This window comes from Pseudomonas sp. AIG (assembly GCF_977020205.1).
This window is the reverse complement of record NZ_CDROCK010000012.1, coordinates 67,433-82,585: the sequence shown is the minus strand read 5'-3', so window position 1 is coordinate 82,585 and position 15,153 is coordinate 67,433. Positions and strand designations below refer to the sequence as shown.

General features: G+C 60.1%; 11 protein-coding genes. 3 read left to right on the top strand and 8 right to left on the bottom strand.

Features of this window, described 5'->3' with window-relative positions; all coding sequences use genetic code 11:
- Positions 1-297: 297 nt before the first annotated feature.
- A complete protein-coding gene (locus ACWR1S_RS10100) occupies positions 298-2,136 on the top strand; it encodes a sigma-54-dependent Fis family transcriptional regulator (protein ID WP_454563380.1) in 1,839 nt (612 codons plus the stop codon).
- A 190-nt stretch (positions 2,137-2,326) separates the two neighbouring features.
- On the opposite strand, the gene ACWR1S_RS10095 is transcribed toward ACWR1S_RS10100, so the two are convergent.
- From ACWR1S_RS10095 to ACWR1S_RS10085, 3 genes are all read right to left on the bottom strand, one after another.
- On the bottom strand, positions 2,327-3,544 hold the full coding sequence (locus ACWR1S_RS10095) for an MFS transporter (RefSeq protein WP_454563379.1): 1,218 nt from the start codon (positions 3,542-3,544) through the stop codon (positions 2,327-2,329).
- A gap of 378 nt (positions 3,545-3,922) precedes the next feature.
- Complete coding sequence (gene cysS / locus ACWR1S_RS10090) at positions 3,923-5,305, bottom strand: cysteine--tRNA ligase (protein ID WP_016986558.1); 1,383 nt, start codon at positions 5,303-5,305, stop codon at positions 3,923-3,925.
- Between the two features lie 22 nt (positions 5,306-5,327).
- Positions 5,328-7,025, bottom strand: coding sequence for a glutamine--tRNA ligase/YqeY domain fusion protein (locus ACWR1S_RS10085; protein WP_077573640.1), 1,698 nt, complete (start codon positions 7,023-7,025; stop codon positions 5,328-5,330).
- 251 nt (positions 7,026-7,276) lie between these two features.
- Here ACWR1S_RS10085 and ACWR1S_RS10080 point away from each other — a divergent pair, with 251 nt between their 5' ends.
- The gene (locus ACWR1S_RS10080) at positions 7,277-7,783 is read left to right on the top strand and encodes a peptidylprolyl isomerase (RefSeq protein ID WP_242207611.1); all 507 of its coding nucleotides are present in this window, start codon (positions 7,277-7,279) and stop codon (positions 7,781-7,783) included.
- Positions 7,780-8,532, top strand: a complete 753-nt coding sequence (gene lpxH / locus ACWR1S_RS10075) for a UDP-2,3-diacylglucosamine diphosphatase (RefSeq protein WP_454563378.1) — start codon at positions 7,780-7,782, stop codon at positions 8,530-8,532. Before ACWR1S_RS10080 ends, lpxH begins: the two co-directional genes overlap by 4 nt.
- Positions 8,533-8,649: 117 nt before the next feature.
- Here lpxH and ACWR1S_RS10070 read toward each other — a convergent pair whose 3' ends face one another.
- The 5 genes from ACWR1S_RS10070 to ACWR1S_RS10050 form a co-directional block, all read right to left on the bottom strand.
- Complete coding sequence (locus ACWR1S_RS10070; protein WP_016986555.1) at positions 8,650-10,179, bottom strand: DHA2 family efflux MFS transporter permease subunit; 1,530 nt, start codon at positions 10,177-10,179, stop codon at positions 8,650-8,652.
- Between the two features lie 166 nt (positions 10,180-10,345).
- Positions 10,346-11,548, bottom strand: coding sequence for an HlyD family secretion protein (locus ACWR1S_RS10065; RefSeq protein WP_008082123.1), 1,203 nt, complete (start codon positions 11,546-11,548; stop codon positions 10,346-10,348).
- Positions 11,549-11,563: 15 nt separating this feature from the next.
- Complete coding sequence (locus tag ACWR1S_RS10060) at positions 11,564-13,033, bottom strand: efflux transporter outer membrane subunit (RefSeq protein ID WP_454563377.1); 1,470 nt, start codon at positions 13,031-13,033, stop codon at positions 11,564-11,566.
- Positions 13,023-13,505 (bottom strand): MarR family winged helix-turn-helix transcriptional regulator, encoded by a 483-nt coding sequence (locus ACWR1S_RS10055; RefSeq protein WP_034154732.1) that lies wholly within the window; start codon positions 13,503-13,505, stop codon positions 13,023-13,025. Before ACWR1S_RS10055 ends, ACWR1S_RS10060 begins: the two co-directional genes overlap by 11 nt.
- 229 nt (positions 13,506-13,734) lie before the next feature.
- Positions 13,735-15,054 carry a hypothetical protein gene (locus ACWR1S_RS10050; protein WP_454563376.1) on the bottom strand — a complete coding sequence of 440 codons (1,320 nt, stop codon included), beginning with the start codon at positions 15,052-15,054 and terminating at the stop codon, positions 13,735-13,737.
- Positions 15,055-15,153: the final 99 nt, after the last annotated feature.

The following is a 15,153-nucleotide window of genomic DNA, read 5'->3' as shown; positions in this document are numbered from 1 at the left end:
TGATTTGTCGTGAAAATCGTTGAAAGCGTGGGGATTGAGCGTTCATTGCTGAACACATTTGAACAGATGGGCGATTGACAATGAACAATAGTGAACAACACTCTATGAACCCATTTCGGTGAACACCGGAGATCCTGTGGGAGCGAGCTTGCTCGCGAATGCAGTGTGTCATTCAACCGATTCGGTGACTGATACGACGCTTTCGCGAGCGAGCTCGCTCCCACAGTTGATCTGTGTTTTGCTCAGGATTGGGGTTCATAACAACAATAAAAATCGCTGCATCAGAGGCCCACTGCCATGGCCGCACCTGCCCCGCCGCTGTCCCACGACGCGATCGTCCAGACGTCCTGGCAACGTTGCCGCGCGTTCGGTCTCGACCACCAAAGCACGCCCGCCTTCGATCAGTTGCCTGCCGCCGGCATCGCCCATCTGCTCGACAGCCATCATTCACTGGTGCAGACCACGCATCAGGAAGTCCTGCCCTATTACGAAAACATCCTGAGCAATTCCAACTGCCTGATCATGCTCGCCGACAATCAGGGCCAGGTGCTGACCTCGTGGGGCACGCAGCGCTTTATCGAGCCGAATCTGGCCCGGGGCTTTCAGGCCGGCGCGAGTTGGGTGGAACGCACCAGCGGCACCAATGCGATCGGCACGGCGCTGGCGTGTGAACAAGCGGTGCATATCGAACACGATGAACACTTTCTCAAGGCCAACCGCTTCATGACCGGTTCTGCCGCGCCGATTTTCGACGCTGAGCGCAAGGTGATCGCGGTGCTGGATGTGTCCAGCGACAGCTATCTGCCGCCCTCGCACACGCTAGGCATGGTCAAGATGATGAGCCAGACCGTGGAGAACCGGCTGATTCTCAACCTGTTCCATGGCCAGCATTTTCAACTGACTTTCAACACCGGATTGAACAACCTCGACAGTCAGTGGGCCGGATTGTTGATTTTTGATGAGAGTGGTCAGGTGTTGTCGGCCAATCGCCGTGCGGACAATTTGCTCGGTGTGCGCTTGTCGCGGGGGAGTGTTGAAAGTCTGTTCAAGGTGTCGCTGCTGGAGTTGATCAACCAGCCGGATGGCTTGCCGTTTGCCTTGCAGACGTCCGGGCGAAACCGCTTTCAGTGTTTGTTGAAGCGGCCGATGCAGGCGTCGATTCAGCCGCGCGTTTTTGCTGCTGAACCCCAAACCGCCGCGCCTACCGCCATCAGCCTCAACACCCTGCACTTCGGCGACAGCCGCGTGGAAAAAGCCGTGCGTCAGGCTGAGCGTTTGCTGGAAAAAGACATTCCATTGCTGATCCATGGCGAAACCGGGGTCGGCAAAGAGGTCTTCGTCAAAGCACTGCACCAGGCCAGCTCTCGCAGCAAACAGGCGTTCATTGCCGTCAACTGCGCGGCGATCCCCGCCGAACTGGTCGAGTCCGAGTTATTCGGCTACGAGAAAGGCGCATTCACCGGCGCCAACCAGAAAGGCAGCATCGGCCTGATTCGCAAAGCTGACAAAGGCACGTTGTTCCTCGATGAAATCGGCGACATGCCATTGCCGACTCAGGCGCGATTACTGAGGGTATTGCAGGAGCGTTGCGTGCAACCGGTGGGCAGTAGCGAGTTATTCCCAGTGGATTTGCGGATCATTTCGGCGACTAACCGTTCTTTGCGCGAACAAGTGCAGTTGGGGCGTTTCCGTGAGGATTTGTACTACCGCATTGGTGGGCTGACGTTGGAGTTGCCGCCGCTGCGAGAGCGCAGTGATAAGGAGGCGTTGTTTAAACGGCTGTGGGAACAGCATCGTGAGCCGACGCAATGGGCCGGGCTGAGTCAGGAAGTGTTGGCGTTGTTTGAAAGGCATCCGTGGCCGGGGAATTTGCGTCAGGTCAGCAGCGTGATGCAGGTGGCGCTGGCCATGGCCGAGGAGCAACCGGTGAGGCCGGAGCATTTGCCGGATGATTTTTTTGTGGATCTGGAGATGGAGCCGGTGGGGAGCGCGGCGCCGTTGGGGCTGGATCTGAATGATGTTGAAGCGTTGAACCGGGAGTTGAAGGCTTCCGGGGGTAATATTTCCCATTTGGCGCGGCGGTTGGGGGTGAGTCGGAATACGCTTTATAAGCGGTTGCGGCAGATTGAAGGTTGAGTGAATCCCGTTCCCCTCATCGGAACGCCGCCCGCCCATCCCTCTCCCGGAGGGAGAGGGAGCCGACCGAGGTGTCTGGCGGGGTACATCGACCTGAAAAAACCAGTCGATTATGGATTCAAAGCATCACGTTCAGGTCGGCGTATCTCGTGAGCATCCCCTAATCAGTCCCCTCTCCTGCGGGAGAGGGCTAGGGTGAGGGCGAAAATTCCGGCTCAACCTGCACAGCCGAAGCCGCCCCCAATGTACGCAACCCGACCAACACAACCACCACCATCATGATCCCCGCGCCAATCGCCACACCAAACCCCGCCCGCGCGCCCCAGGCATCAATCACCAGCCCCGCCAGCATGCCGCCCAGCGCAACGCCAATGCTGATACCCGTGGTCATCCACGTCAGCCCTTCGGTGATCCGCGATGGCGGGATGATGATCGTCCCCAGCTTCATCACCACGACCATCGTTGGCGCAAACGAGATGCCGGCGATAAACAGCGTCGCTGACAGGACGTAAACGTCCGCTGCAAAAATCGGCAACACGCCGGTGAACGCCGTGACCAATATCCCGATCAGGAACTGTTTTTCGATCGCCAGCGAAACCCTCATCGCACCGGATGTCAGTCCCGCGACCAGTGAGCCAAACGCATAGGCGGCGAGGATGAAGGTTGCGGAGGCTGGCCAGCCTTGCGCATTGGCGAACGCCACGACGGCGACATCGATTGCTCCGCCAATGACACCCATCGCCAACAACGCGAGGACAATGGTGCGAACGCCGGGAATCAGCAAGGTCGAGCCACTGTGGCTGGCGTGGCCGACGACAACCTTGGGTTCAGTCTGGCGCTGCAGGAGAAATGCCGTGACCCCGACAGCCAACAGCCCGACCGCAACAAGGGGCCCGGCTTCAGCGAAAAAGCTCACGCTCAAACCGATCGCCAGTGGCGGGCCAACGATGTAGGCCATTTCGGTGAGGACCGTGTCCAGCGAAAACGCCGTGTGCAGCTGCGGCTTGCCCCGGAACAATTGCGACCATCGCGCGCGGATCATCGACGGCATGCTCGGCATCGTCCCCGCCAGTGCGGCCAGCACAAACAGCAGTGCGGCCGGTGCCCGCATGTAAACCGCAAGGATCAGGGCCAGCAACATGGCAATGCTGAACGCCGTGACGACGGGTAGCACGCGGCTCTGGCCATGTTGATCGACCAGTCTCGAGATGTACGGGCCGAGCAGTGCATTGGCCAGGGTGAACGTCCCGGCGACGGTGCCGGCCAGCCAGTAAACCCCGGTTTGCTGCACCAGCATGGTGATGATGCCGATGCCGATCATTGCCTGAGGCAATCGGGCGATAGAACTCGCGAGCACTAACCCGGTGGCACCTGGGGTTGTCAGCAGCTCGCGGTAGTGATTTGCCATGATGTTTCCCTTACATGATCATCGCCGCTCAGCATCCGGCTGAACGCGTTGCCGACATCAAGACCTACGCGAACGTCAAAAGCAACCCTCACCCCAGCCCTCTCCCGGAGGGAGAGGGAGCTGACCGAGGTGTCTGGCGTTGTGCATCGACCTGAAAGACTGTGTCGATTATGGATTCGGAGAAAAACTTTCAAGTCGGCGTATCTCTTGAGCATCCCCCATTCGGTCCCCTCTCCCTCCGGGCGGTCCGACGTTTCGGGAGGGTTAGGGTGAGGGGCTTTTCTCGCGGCCAAACAAAAACCCGCACAAGGCGGGTTTTGTTGATCGTTCCCACGCTCCGCGTGGGAATGCAGCCCGGGACGCTCCGCGTCCCTGATCTCAGTCAGCCAGACGCCAGGTAGTCCCACCCTTGCCGTCTTCCAGCACAACACCCATCGCCGTCAGCTGATCACGAATCCGATCGGACTCAGCCCAATCCTTACCCGCACGCGCCGCCAGACGCGCCGCAATCAGTGCATCCACTTCAGCCGCATCGACACGCCCTTCAGCGCCCGCCTGCAAAAAGTCATCGGCTTCGAGCTGCAAAACACCCAACACACTCGCCAGCTCTTTCAGACGCGCCGCCAGACCCGCCGCCGCATCGAGATCGCTCTCACGCAGACGGTTGATCTCACGCACCATCTCGAACAGCACCGCGCAGGCTTCCGGCGTGCCGAAGTCGTCGTTCATCACCGTGGTGAAACGCTCGACGAAGGCTTCGCCGCCAGCCGGCGCTACAGTCGGCAGGCCTTTCAACGCGTGGTAGAAACGCTCGAGTGCGCCTTTGGCGTCCTTGAGGTTGTCTTCCGAGTAGTTGATCGCGCTGCGGTAGTGGCTCGACACCAGCAGGTAACGCACGACTTCCGGGTGGTACTTTTCCAGCACGTCGCGAATGGTGAAGAAGTTGTTCAAGGACTTGGACATCTTCTCGCCATTGATGCGAATCATGCCGCAATGCATCCACGCGTTGGCGTAGGTCTTGCCGGTGGCCGCTTCGCTCTGGGCGATTTCGTTTTCGTGGTGCGGGAACTCGAGGTCGCTGCCGCCGCCATGAATGTCGAAAGTCTCGCCCAGGCAGCAGGTGGACATCACCGAGCACTCGATGTGCCAACCCGGACGCCCGGCGCCCCATGGCGATTCCCAACTCGGCTCGCCCGGTTTGGCGGCTTTCCACAGAACGAAGTCGAGCGGATCCTGTTTCGACTCGTCGACTTCGATCCGCGCGCCGATGCGCAGGTCTTCGATCTTCTTGCGCGACAGTTTGCCGTAGCCCATGAACTTGGCGACGCGGTAGTACACGTCACCGTTGCCCGGGGCGTAGGCGTAACCCTTGTCGATCAAGGTCTGGATCATCGCGTGCATGCCCGGAATGTGATCCGTGGCGCGCGGTTCCATGTCCGGCTTCTTGATGTTCAGGCGCGCTTCGTCTTCGTGCATCGCGGCGATCATGCGCTCGGTCAACGCTTCGAACGATTCACCGTTCTCGTTGGCGCGGTTGATGATCTTGTCGTCGATGTCGGTGATGTTGCGCACGTAGGTCAGGTCGTAACCGCTGAACCGCAACCAGCGGGTCACCAGGTCGAACGCAACCATGCTGCGGCCGTGGCCAAGGTGGCAGTAGTCGTACACGGTCATCCCGCAGACGTACATGCGCACCTTGTTGCCATCGAGCGGCTTGAAGACTTCTTTGCTCTTGGTGAGCGTGTTGTAGATCGTCAGCACTTTATATTTCCTTGACGCTGAATCACTGGCCCCACGAATCACGCAGGGTCACGGTACGGTTGAATACCGGCTGACCTGGTTTCGAGTCCTTCAAATCGGCAACGAAGTAGCCTTCGCGCTCGAACTGGAAACGGTCTTCCGGCTGTGCATTGCCAAGCGATGGCTCCGCGCGACAACCGGTGAGTACCTGCAGCGAATCAGGGTTGATGTTGTCGAGGAAACTCGCGCTGTCTTCAGCCTTCTCTGGGTTGGCCGAACGGAACAGACGATCGTACAGACGCACTTCGCACTCGACGCTGGCGGCGGCCGGCACCCAGTGGATCACGCCTTTGACCTTGCGGCCTTCAGGGTTTTTACCCAGAGTTTCCGGGTCGTACGAGCAACGCAGTTCGACGATGTTGCCGTCGGCGTCCTTGATCGCTTCGTCGGCACGGATCACGTAGCTGCCGCGCAGACGCACTTCACCGGCCGGTTCCAGGCGCTTGTAGCCCTTCGGCGGCTCTTCCATGAAGTCGTCACGGTCGATGTAGATTTCCCGGGCGAATGGCAGCGCGCGCACGCCCATGTCTTCTTTCGGGTGGCGCGGCAGTTCGAGGTTCTCGACCTGGCCTTCCGGGTAGTTGGTGATGACCACTTTCAGCGGACGCAGTACACACATGGCACGCGGTGCGGTGTGATCGAGGTCGTCACGGATGCTGAATTCGAGCATGCCGAAGTCAACTACGCCGTCGGAACGGTTGGTGCCGATCATTTCGCAGAAGTTGCGGATCGATTTCGGCGTATAGCCACGGCGGCGGAAGCCCGACAGCGTGGACATGCGCGGGTCGTCCCAACCGTTGACGTGCTTTTCATCGACCAGTTGCTTGAGCTTGCGCTTGCTGGTGATGGTGTAGTTGAGGTTCAGACGGCTGAACTCGTACTGACGCGGGTGCGCCGGCACTGGCAACGCGTCGAGGAACCACTCGTACAGCGGGCGATGGCTTTCGAACTCGAGGGTGCAGATCGAGTGGGTGATGCCTTCGATGGCGTCCGACTGACCGTGGGTGAAGTCGTAGTTCGGGTAGATGCACCACTTGTCGCCGGTCTGGTGGTGATGCGCGTGACGGATGCGGTACATGATCGGGTCGCGCAGGTTCATGTTCGGCGAGGCCATGTCGATTTTGGCACGCAGCACGCGGGCGCCATCGGCGAATTCACCGGCGCGCATGCGCGCAAACCAGTCGAGGTTCTCTTCAACCGAACGGTCGCGGAACGGGCTGTTCTTGCCCGGCTCGGTCAGGCTGCCACGGTATTCCTTGGCTTGCTCTGGGGTCAGGTCGTCGACGTAGGCTTTGCCGGCCTTGATCAGCTCAACGGCCCAGTCGTGCAACTGGTCGAAATACTGCGAGGCGTAGCGCACTTCGCCGGACCACTCGAAGCCTAGCCATTTGACGTCGCTTTCGATCGCGTCGATGTATTCCTGGTCTTCCTTGGCCGGGTTGGTGTCGTCGAAACGCAAGTGCGTAACGCCGCCGAACTCCTGGGCCAGGCCGAAGTTCACGCAGATCGACTTGGCGTGGCCGATGTGCAGGTAGCCGTTGGGCTCAGGCGGGAAACGGGTGACGATCTGGGTGTGCTTGCCCGAGTCCAGGTCTGCCTGGATGATCGGCCGCAGGAAATTGACCGGCACGGCAGGGCCGGACTTGGCATTCGAGGTAGGGTCGACAGTGGGCTTGCTCATAGGATCCTTGACTTACATGTGCGCGGCCGCAGAGGGGGCCAGACAAAACAAAGCCGCTATCATAGCCGATGCTGTCAAGGGGCTGACAGAGCACGGCCTATAAAGGAGCGCATTTAATCGCAGGGATTTGGAAAAACAGCCTCGAAATTCGCGCCTGTCACGCTAAACTGCGCACCTTGGCCGAAGCAGGCTGAACCGGTTTCGGGACTCAGTGTCCGAAAACCACGAATTCCTTATAAAGAGTAGCGATCATGACTCAAGTTAAATTGACCACCAATCATGGCGACATCGTCATCGAACTGAACGCTGAAAAGGCGCCGATCACCGTCGCCAACTTCATCGAATACGTTAAGGCCGGTCACTACGAAAACACCGTTTTCCACCGCGTCATCGGCAACTTCATGATCCAGGGCGGTGGTTTCGAGCCAGGCATGAAGGAAAAGAAAGACAAGCGTCCAAGCATCCAGAACGAAGCTGACAACGGTCTTTCCAACGAGAAATACACCGTTGCCATGGCCCGCACCATGGAGCCGCATTCGGCGTCCGCGCAGTTCTTCATCAACGTTGCTGACAACACTTTCCTCAACCACAGCGGCAAGAACGTGCAAGGCTGGGGCTACGCAGTATTCGGTAAAGTGACCGCCGGTACCGACGTTGTCGACAAGATCAAAGGTGTGTCGACCACTTCCAAGTCCGGCCACCAGGACGTACCAGCAGACGACGTGATCATCGAGAAAGCCGAGATCATCGAAGCGTGATATTGCTGATTTCAGACTTGCATCTGGAAGAGGAGCGCCCGGACATCACCCGGGCGTTTCTGGATTTGCTCGCCGGACGCGCCCGCTCGGCGAGTGCGTTGTACATTCTCGGCGACTTCTTCGAAGCGTGGATTGGCGACGACGCCATGACGCCCTTCCAGCGTTCCATCTGCCAGGCCCTGCGCCAATTGAGCGACAGCGGCACGGCGATTTTTCTGATGCACGGCAATCGCGACTTCATGCTCGGCAAGGCCTTCTGCAAGCAGGCCGGCTGTACGTTGTTGAAGGACCCGAGTGTCGTGCAGTTTTACGGCGAGCCGGTGCTGTTGATGCACGGCGACAGCCTCTGCACCCGTGACGTCGGCTATATGAAGCTACGGCGCTATCTGCGTAACCCGATCACGCTGTTTATCCTGCGTAACCTGCCGCTGAGCAGTCGTCATAAGCTGGCGCGCAAGCTGCGCAGTGAGAGCAAGGCGCAGACGCGGATGAAGGCCAATGACATCGTTGATGTCACGCCGGAAGAGATTCCGCGGATCATGCAGGAATATGGCGTGAAAACCCTGATTCACGGACATACCCACCGCCCGGCGATCCACAAGTTGCAACTCGGTGAGCAGGCGGCGAAGCGGATTGTGCTCGGGGATTGGGATCGTCAGGGGTGGGCGTTGCAGGTGGATGAGAGCGGCTACGCGTTGGCGCCGTTCGACTTCGCCCCGCCGCCAGCCCTGCCCGCCCCGAGCGCATGATCGTTCCCACGCTCCGCGTGGGAATGCAGCCCGGGACGCTCCGCGTCCCATCCAGAGCCGAACGCAGAGCGTCCGTTGAGGCATTCCCACGCAGAGCGTGGGAACGATCTTGCGGGATCAGTGCCCTGAAGCCGCTGGCCCTGCCTTGGCAGCAAACGGCGGTTTCGCCAGCCACACAATCAGAATCAACCCCATAAACCCCCAGCCCAGCAGCGTGAAGTAATCCACGGTGGAGAGCATGTACGCCTGACTGGTGAGGATCTGATCCATCTGCGCATAAGCCGATTGGCTCGCCCCGCCCAAATGATTCAAGGTCTCGCGAGTTGCCGGCTCAAAGGTGCTGATGCTTTCACTCATATACGCATGATGCTGATCCGCTCGGCGAATCCAGATCCAGGTAGTCAGCGACGCCGCAAAGCTACCGCCCAACGTGCGCAGGAACGTCGCAAGGCCAGCACCATCGGCAATCTGACTCGGCGGCAGGTCCGACATGAGGATGCTCAAGGTCGGCATAAAGAACAGCGCCACACCAATACCCATGAACAACTGCACCAAAGCAATGTGCTGGAAGTCCACCTCATTGGTGAAACCCGCGCGCATGAAGCAACTCAAACCGATCGCCAGAAACGCCAGCCCGGCCAGTAACCGCAGGTCGAACTTGTTCGCGTACTTGCCGACAAACGGCGATAGCAGCACCGGCAGAATGCCGATCGGCGCCACGGCCAGACCGGCCCAGGTGGCGGTGTAGCCCATCTGCGTCTGCAACCATTGCGGCAAGATCAGGTTGATACCGAAGAACCCGGCGTAACCCAGTACCAACACCAGCGTGCCAATGCGGAAGTTGCGGTAGGCGAATAGCCGCAGGTTGACCACCGGATGCTGGTCGGTCATTTCCCAGATAACGAACACCGCCAGCGCGATCACCGAAATCGCCGCGCCGATGATGATGAAGTTCGACTCGAACCAATCCAGGTCATTGCCCTTGTCGAGGATCACCTGCAACGCCCCGACGCCGATGATCAGCGTGATCAGACCGACGTAATCCATCGGCTGACGGCTGGTTTCCACCGGGCGTTTGGCCAGTTGCGAACGCACCACCATCACCGCAAAGATGCCGATCGGTACGTTGATGAAGAAGATCCACGGCCAACTGTAGCTGTCAGTAATCCAGCCACCGAGAATCGGCCCGGCAATTGGCGCGACCACCGTGACCATCGCCAGTAACGCCAGGGCCATGCCGCGCCTGGCGGGCGGATAAACCGCGATCAACAGGGTTTGCGTCATCGGATACAGCGGCCCGGCGACCAGGCCTTGCAAGACGCGGAAGCCGATCAGTTCCGGCATCGACGTGGAGATACCACAGAGAAACGAGGCCAGCACGAACAGAATGGTGGCCCACAAAAACAGCTTCACCTCGCCGAAACGGCGGCTGAGCCAACCGGTCAGCGGCAGCGCAATCGCGTTACTCACGGCGAACGAGGTGATCACCCAGGTGCCCTGCTCCGAACTCACCCCGAGGTTGCCGGAAATGGTCGGCAGCGCTACGTTGGCGATGGTGGTGTCGAGCACTTGCATGAACGTCGCCAGCGACAGGCCGATGGTGCTGAGCAACAGGCTGGGCGGCGTGAAAGAGGCGTTATTGCTCATTGTGAATCCTATGAAACCAGGTTGACGCCGCGTGCTGATGAACACCGCCCCCCCTGTGGGAGCGAGCTTGCTCGCGAAGGCGGTGTACCAGACAAATCAACGGCGAATGACACTCCGCTTTCGCGAGCAAGCTCGCTCCCACAAGGGGCAGTGCCAAAGTCTCGATTCAGCGTTGCGCGGTTTTGCTCACCGCGGCGCTGTTGTCGTGGATCAGCTGCGCAATCATCGCGTCGGCTTCGGCCAATTGGCGGTCGTAGACGTTGGTGCTGAACGAGGCCTTCTGCGGCGGCTGCTGCGCCAGCACCGGGCCGCTCTGGTCGTGCAGGTTCACTTCAACGTTGGTCGACAGACCAACACGCAGCGGATGCTTGGCCAGTTCTTCGGCGTTGATGTGAATGCGCACCGGCACACGCTGAACGATCTTGATCCAGTTACCGGTAGCGTTCTGCGCCGGCAGCAGAGCAAACGCGCTACCGGTGCCGGCGCCGAGGCTGTCGACGGTGCCGCTGTATTTCACGTCGCTGCCGTAGATGTCGGATTCGATATCGACCGGCTGACCGATGCGCATGTCACGCAATTGGGTTTCCTTGAAGTTGGCGTCGATCCACAGTTGATCCAGCGGAATCACCGCCATCAACGCCGTGCCCGGCTGCACACGCTGACCGAGTTGCACGGTGCGTTTGGCGACGTAACCGGTGACCGGCGCGATCAACGTGCTGCGGGCATTGGTCAGGTAGGCCTGACGCAGATCGGCAGCCGCCGACATCACGTCCGGGTGCGACGACACCACGGTGTCATCGACCAGCGCGCTGGTGGTTTTCAGTTGTTGTTTGGCGTTGGCCAGGGCGTTTTGCGCCGAGGTCAGGTCGTCGCGAGCGTGGGACAGTTCTTCCTGGGAAATCGCCCCGCCCTGCGCCAGGTTTTTCCGGCGGTTGTAGTTGTCCTGGGCTTTCTGCACTTCGGCCTGTTGCGCGTTGACCTGGGCTTTCATGCCATCAACGTTGCTGTACAAACCGCGTACCTGACGCACGGTGCGCGCCAGTTTCGCCTGGGCACTTTGCAGGCCGACTTCGGCATCGTTCGGGTCGAAGTTGATCAGCACCTGACCTTCGTGGACCAGATCGCCATCGTCAGCACCGATGCTGACCACCGTGCCGGTCACCAGCGGCGTAATTTCGACGACGTTGCCGTTGACGTAGGCGTCGTCGGTGCTTTCGTTAAAGCGACCGATGAATTCGTGATACGCCCAGACGCCGGCGCAGGCGAGCGCGACGACAACGGCGAGCACCAACAGCATGACTTTGCGTTTGCGCGGGTTGCCGGTGTCCGGGGTGTTGCCTTGAGCTTGGGTGTTTTCGGCAGTGGCCATGACAATTACCTTGAATTAGTTGTGCGGCGTGGCTGGGGTGGCGTTGGCTGCGGTCAGGGTTTCACCCTGGAAGCCGCCGCCCAGCGCTTGCATCAGTTGAATCGACAGATCGATCTGCTCGGCATTGAGGTTGGCCAGTTGACGCTGGGCCTGGAGCAATTGCTGCTCGATGCTGAGCACGTCCAGGTAGTTGCCGATGCCGGAACCGTAACGCTGGACGACGGTGTTGTAAGAATCCTGAGCAATCTCGGTGGCGTGTTGCTGCGCACCGATCTGCCGGCCGATGTCACGCAACTGGTTGATCGTGTCGCTGACATCGCCCAGTGCCTTCACCAGACTTTTGTTGTACTGCGCCACCGCCAGATCGTAATCGGCGTCGCGCGCATCGAGGTTGGCGCGCAGGCGTCCGCCGTCGAAGATCGGCACCGAGATGGTCGGGGCAATGTTGAAGAAGCGACTGGCCGAACCGAACATCGCATCACCCAACAAAGACTCGGCACCGGCCGAGGCCGACAGGTTCAAGTTGGGATAGAAGCGGGTTTTCGCCGAGTCGATGTCTTTGCTCGACGCTTCGACGCGCCAGCGCGCGGCGACCAGATCCGGGCGACGACCGAGCAGTTCCGCCGGCAATACCGACGGCACCGCGACGGCGCTGGCTTGCAGCACTTTTGGTCGGGCAATTTCGTTGCCGCGATCCGGGCCTTTGCCGAGCAGCACGGCCAACGCAATTTTTGCGCTGTTCAGGCGTTTTTCTGCGTCGATCAGGCTGGCTTCGGAACTGGCTTCCAGACTCTGGGTTTGCTGGAACTGGTACTGGCTGTCGATGCCGGAGCTCAGGCGACGCTGGCTCAGGTCGAGCATTTGTTTAGTGCGCTTGAGGTCTTCGTTCGCCAGGTCATAAACGATGTGCGCCTGACCGAGATCGCTGTAGGCACGAGCGACATCGGCAGCAAGCGTCAATTGTGCAGCCTGTCGATCGACTTCGGCGGCGCGGGCCTGACCGAGTGCGGCTTCCCAGGCATCACGCTGGCCGCCCCAGAGGTCGAAGTTGTAATTGAAACCGGCGCTGACATTGCGCACGGTGGCGTAGGCATCGCCCTGCCCTCGCGGGTCTTGATCCTTGGCCAGGCGCGAACGGCTGATGCCGGCGCTGGCGTCTAGGGTCGGATAACGTTCGGCATCGGCGGCGTACGCAGCGGCGCTGGCCTGATGCGCGCGAGCTTCGGCGATCTGCATGTCCGGGCTGTCGTGCAGCGCTTCGCGGATCAGACCGTCGAGTTGCGGATCGCCGAGGCTGGTCCACCAGTCGCTTTTCGGCCACGCGGCCGGCGACAGGGTCACGCCGGTGAGGGATTGGCCGACTTTCAGGTTTTTCGCATCAAGGCTCGCGCCTGAAGTGTCGAGGCCGCTGTAGTTGGCGCAACCGGCGAGGATCATCGCCGACAGCACCAGCGTCAGGCTGCTGCGCAAGGTTTTACCGCTCATTGTGTTCACCTAACCGCTGGATAGTGATCGGGTCACCGGCTGCCAGCAGGATTTTCTTGAGGATGTATTCCAGGGTCTTCAACTCGTCCGGAGTGACGGCGCCGGCCAGTTCATTCATCGCATCGGCGCCGATGTGCGGCAGGCGATCGGCCAGTTGCTGGCCTTGCTCGGTCAGTTTCAGTTGCACCTGACGGCGATCGCCTTCGCTGCGCTGGCGAGCAAGGAAGTCTTTCTGCTCCAGACGATCGAGCATGCGCGTCATCGAACCGCTGTCGAGCGACAGATGCCGGCACAGCTCGGCCGGGGTATCGACGCCGAACTGGGCCATGATGATCAACACCTTGAACTGCGCGGCGGTGATGCCGTGGGGTTCCATGTGGGTGTCGATGATCCGGTCCTTGAGCAGCGCGGCACGGCCAAGCAACAGGCCGAGATGGCAGTGTTTGAATTCGTCCGGGGTGAAATGCTTCATTTGCTCACCTAATAACTGCCTAGGCAGTGAATGTATGTCGAGATGTTACTGCCTAGGCAGCGAATGTCAACGCAATAGTTAGGTTGCTTTGCAATTAGTTGACCAGTGGAGTTGGTTTTTGCGGCGCTCAGGCGGACGCCATCGCGAGCAGGCTCACTCCTACAAGGGAACGCATTTCAAATGTAGGCCTTCGCCTGCTCGCGATTGGAGCGACTCGGTGTGAAGTCGGTCAGGATTCGTCGGAAGGATGCACAGACGGCGGCTGCACCGGATGCACCTCACGCCCCCGCAACGCAGTGGCCACATACCCAAAGGCCCGCTTGCTCACCGCATAAATGCTGTGCCAGCCCGGCGGTGCCGGCTCGATGGCGGCATGCAACGCTCGCGCATAGTCGAGCACCAGTCCGGGCGTCCAGGCCATCGCCTCTGCCCGTTTGCGCACTTGCGCGGCAACCCAGAACTCGGGGCTGAAAATGACCCGGGCGAAATCCAGCATGCTCGAATGCCCCCGGTTCATCGCCCCTTCCAAGGCCGCTTCGAGACTATGGGCGACGGCGCTGGAACAGTTGCGGCTGGTGAGGTTGTAAGTGCTGTTCTGCCGATACTCCGTCCAGAACGCATGCAGGCGCCGGGCGTCGTAATGGGCAAAACTGACCTGCACCGAAGACGGACACCAGTCGGCCACCTCGCCTGCATAGTCGGGCAGAAACCTGCCGGCAACATCGTTGTTCGGCGTCGCCCGCAGCAAGCGCACAAAATCCCCTGCCGAACGATCGATGTCGTCCAACGGGTAATGGCTGATGTAAATGTCCGGGCCACATTCTAGTGCCGCATGGCCGGCGGAGATCACGCCGTTGATATCGACCGCCGCGATGTAGCGATTGAGCAGGCGATTGCGCACCAAGGTGTCATCGACGGTGCCGCTGGGGGTCCAGACATGAATGACCAACGCGTCGCTGCTGGCCGGCGCATTGACTGACAAAGGGCTTGTCAGCGGCGGCTGGTTTTTGAAGCGCACGGCTTGCCGCAACAAGGCGCAACCGGTGAGAAAGAGGCTCATGCCAATGCAAAACGGCACCGTGCCCTTATACAGCGTCGGATACGGCTCAAGGATAAACACGCCAAAGCCGATTTCGAACAACCCCGCCAGCAGCGACACTTGCCAACCGACAAAGCGCACCACCACCGCAGCCGCCAGCCTGAAGACCCCATCAATGATGAAAGCCCCGCCAAACAGCACCGCCAGAATCAGCCCGGCGGCGTGTTGCCGGTCGACGATCAGCAGCCCCAGCAAGAGAAAAGCCAGTCCGCGCGCTCTGCGCAGGGTCGCAGCGGTCCCGGCTTGTGGTGCCGGCACCAGCAGCAGGATCAGCGCTTCGAGCAACAACAGATAACCGAAAAGATGCAGCGGGAAATACAACACGCCGTCCAGCGCATCAATGAAGATGCCCACACCGGCCGCGCCCCAGACAATGCCCGTCAACGCCAGCGCGGACCAACGCTTGCGGACAAAGTCGTGACCGAGCAAGACCATACTCAAGCGGACCATTTGCGCCCCCGTTATCCTCGGGCAGCCGCCAACCGCGCTGCTTTCAAGTTGCGGTGAGTCTAATCCATTCTGCAAAAGCCGGATCGCAGCGACGCGACC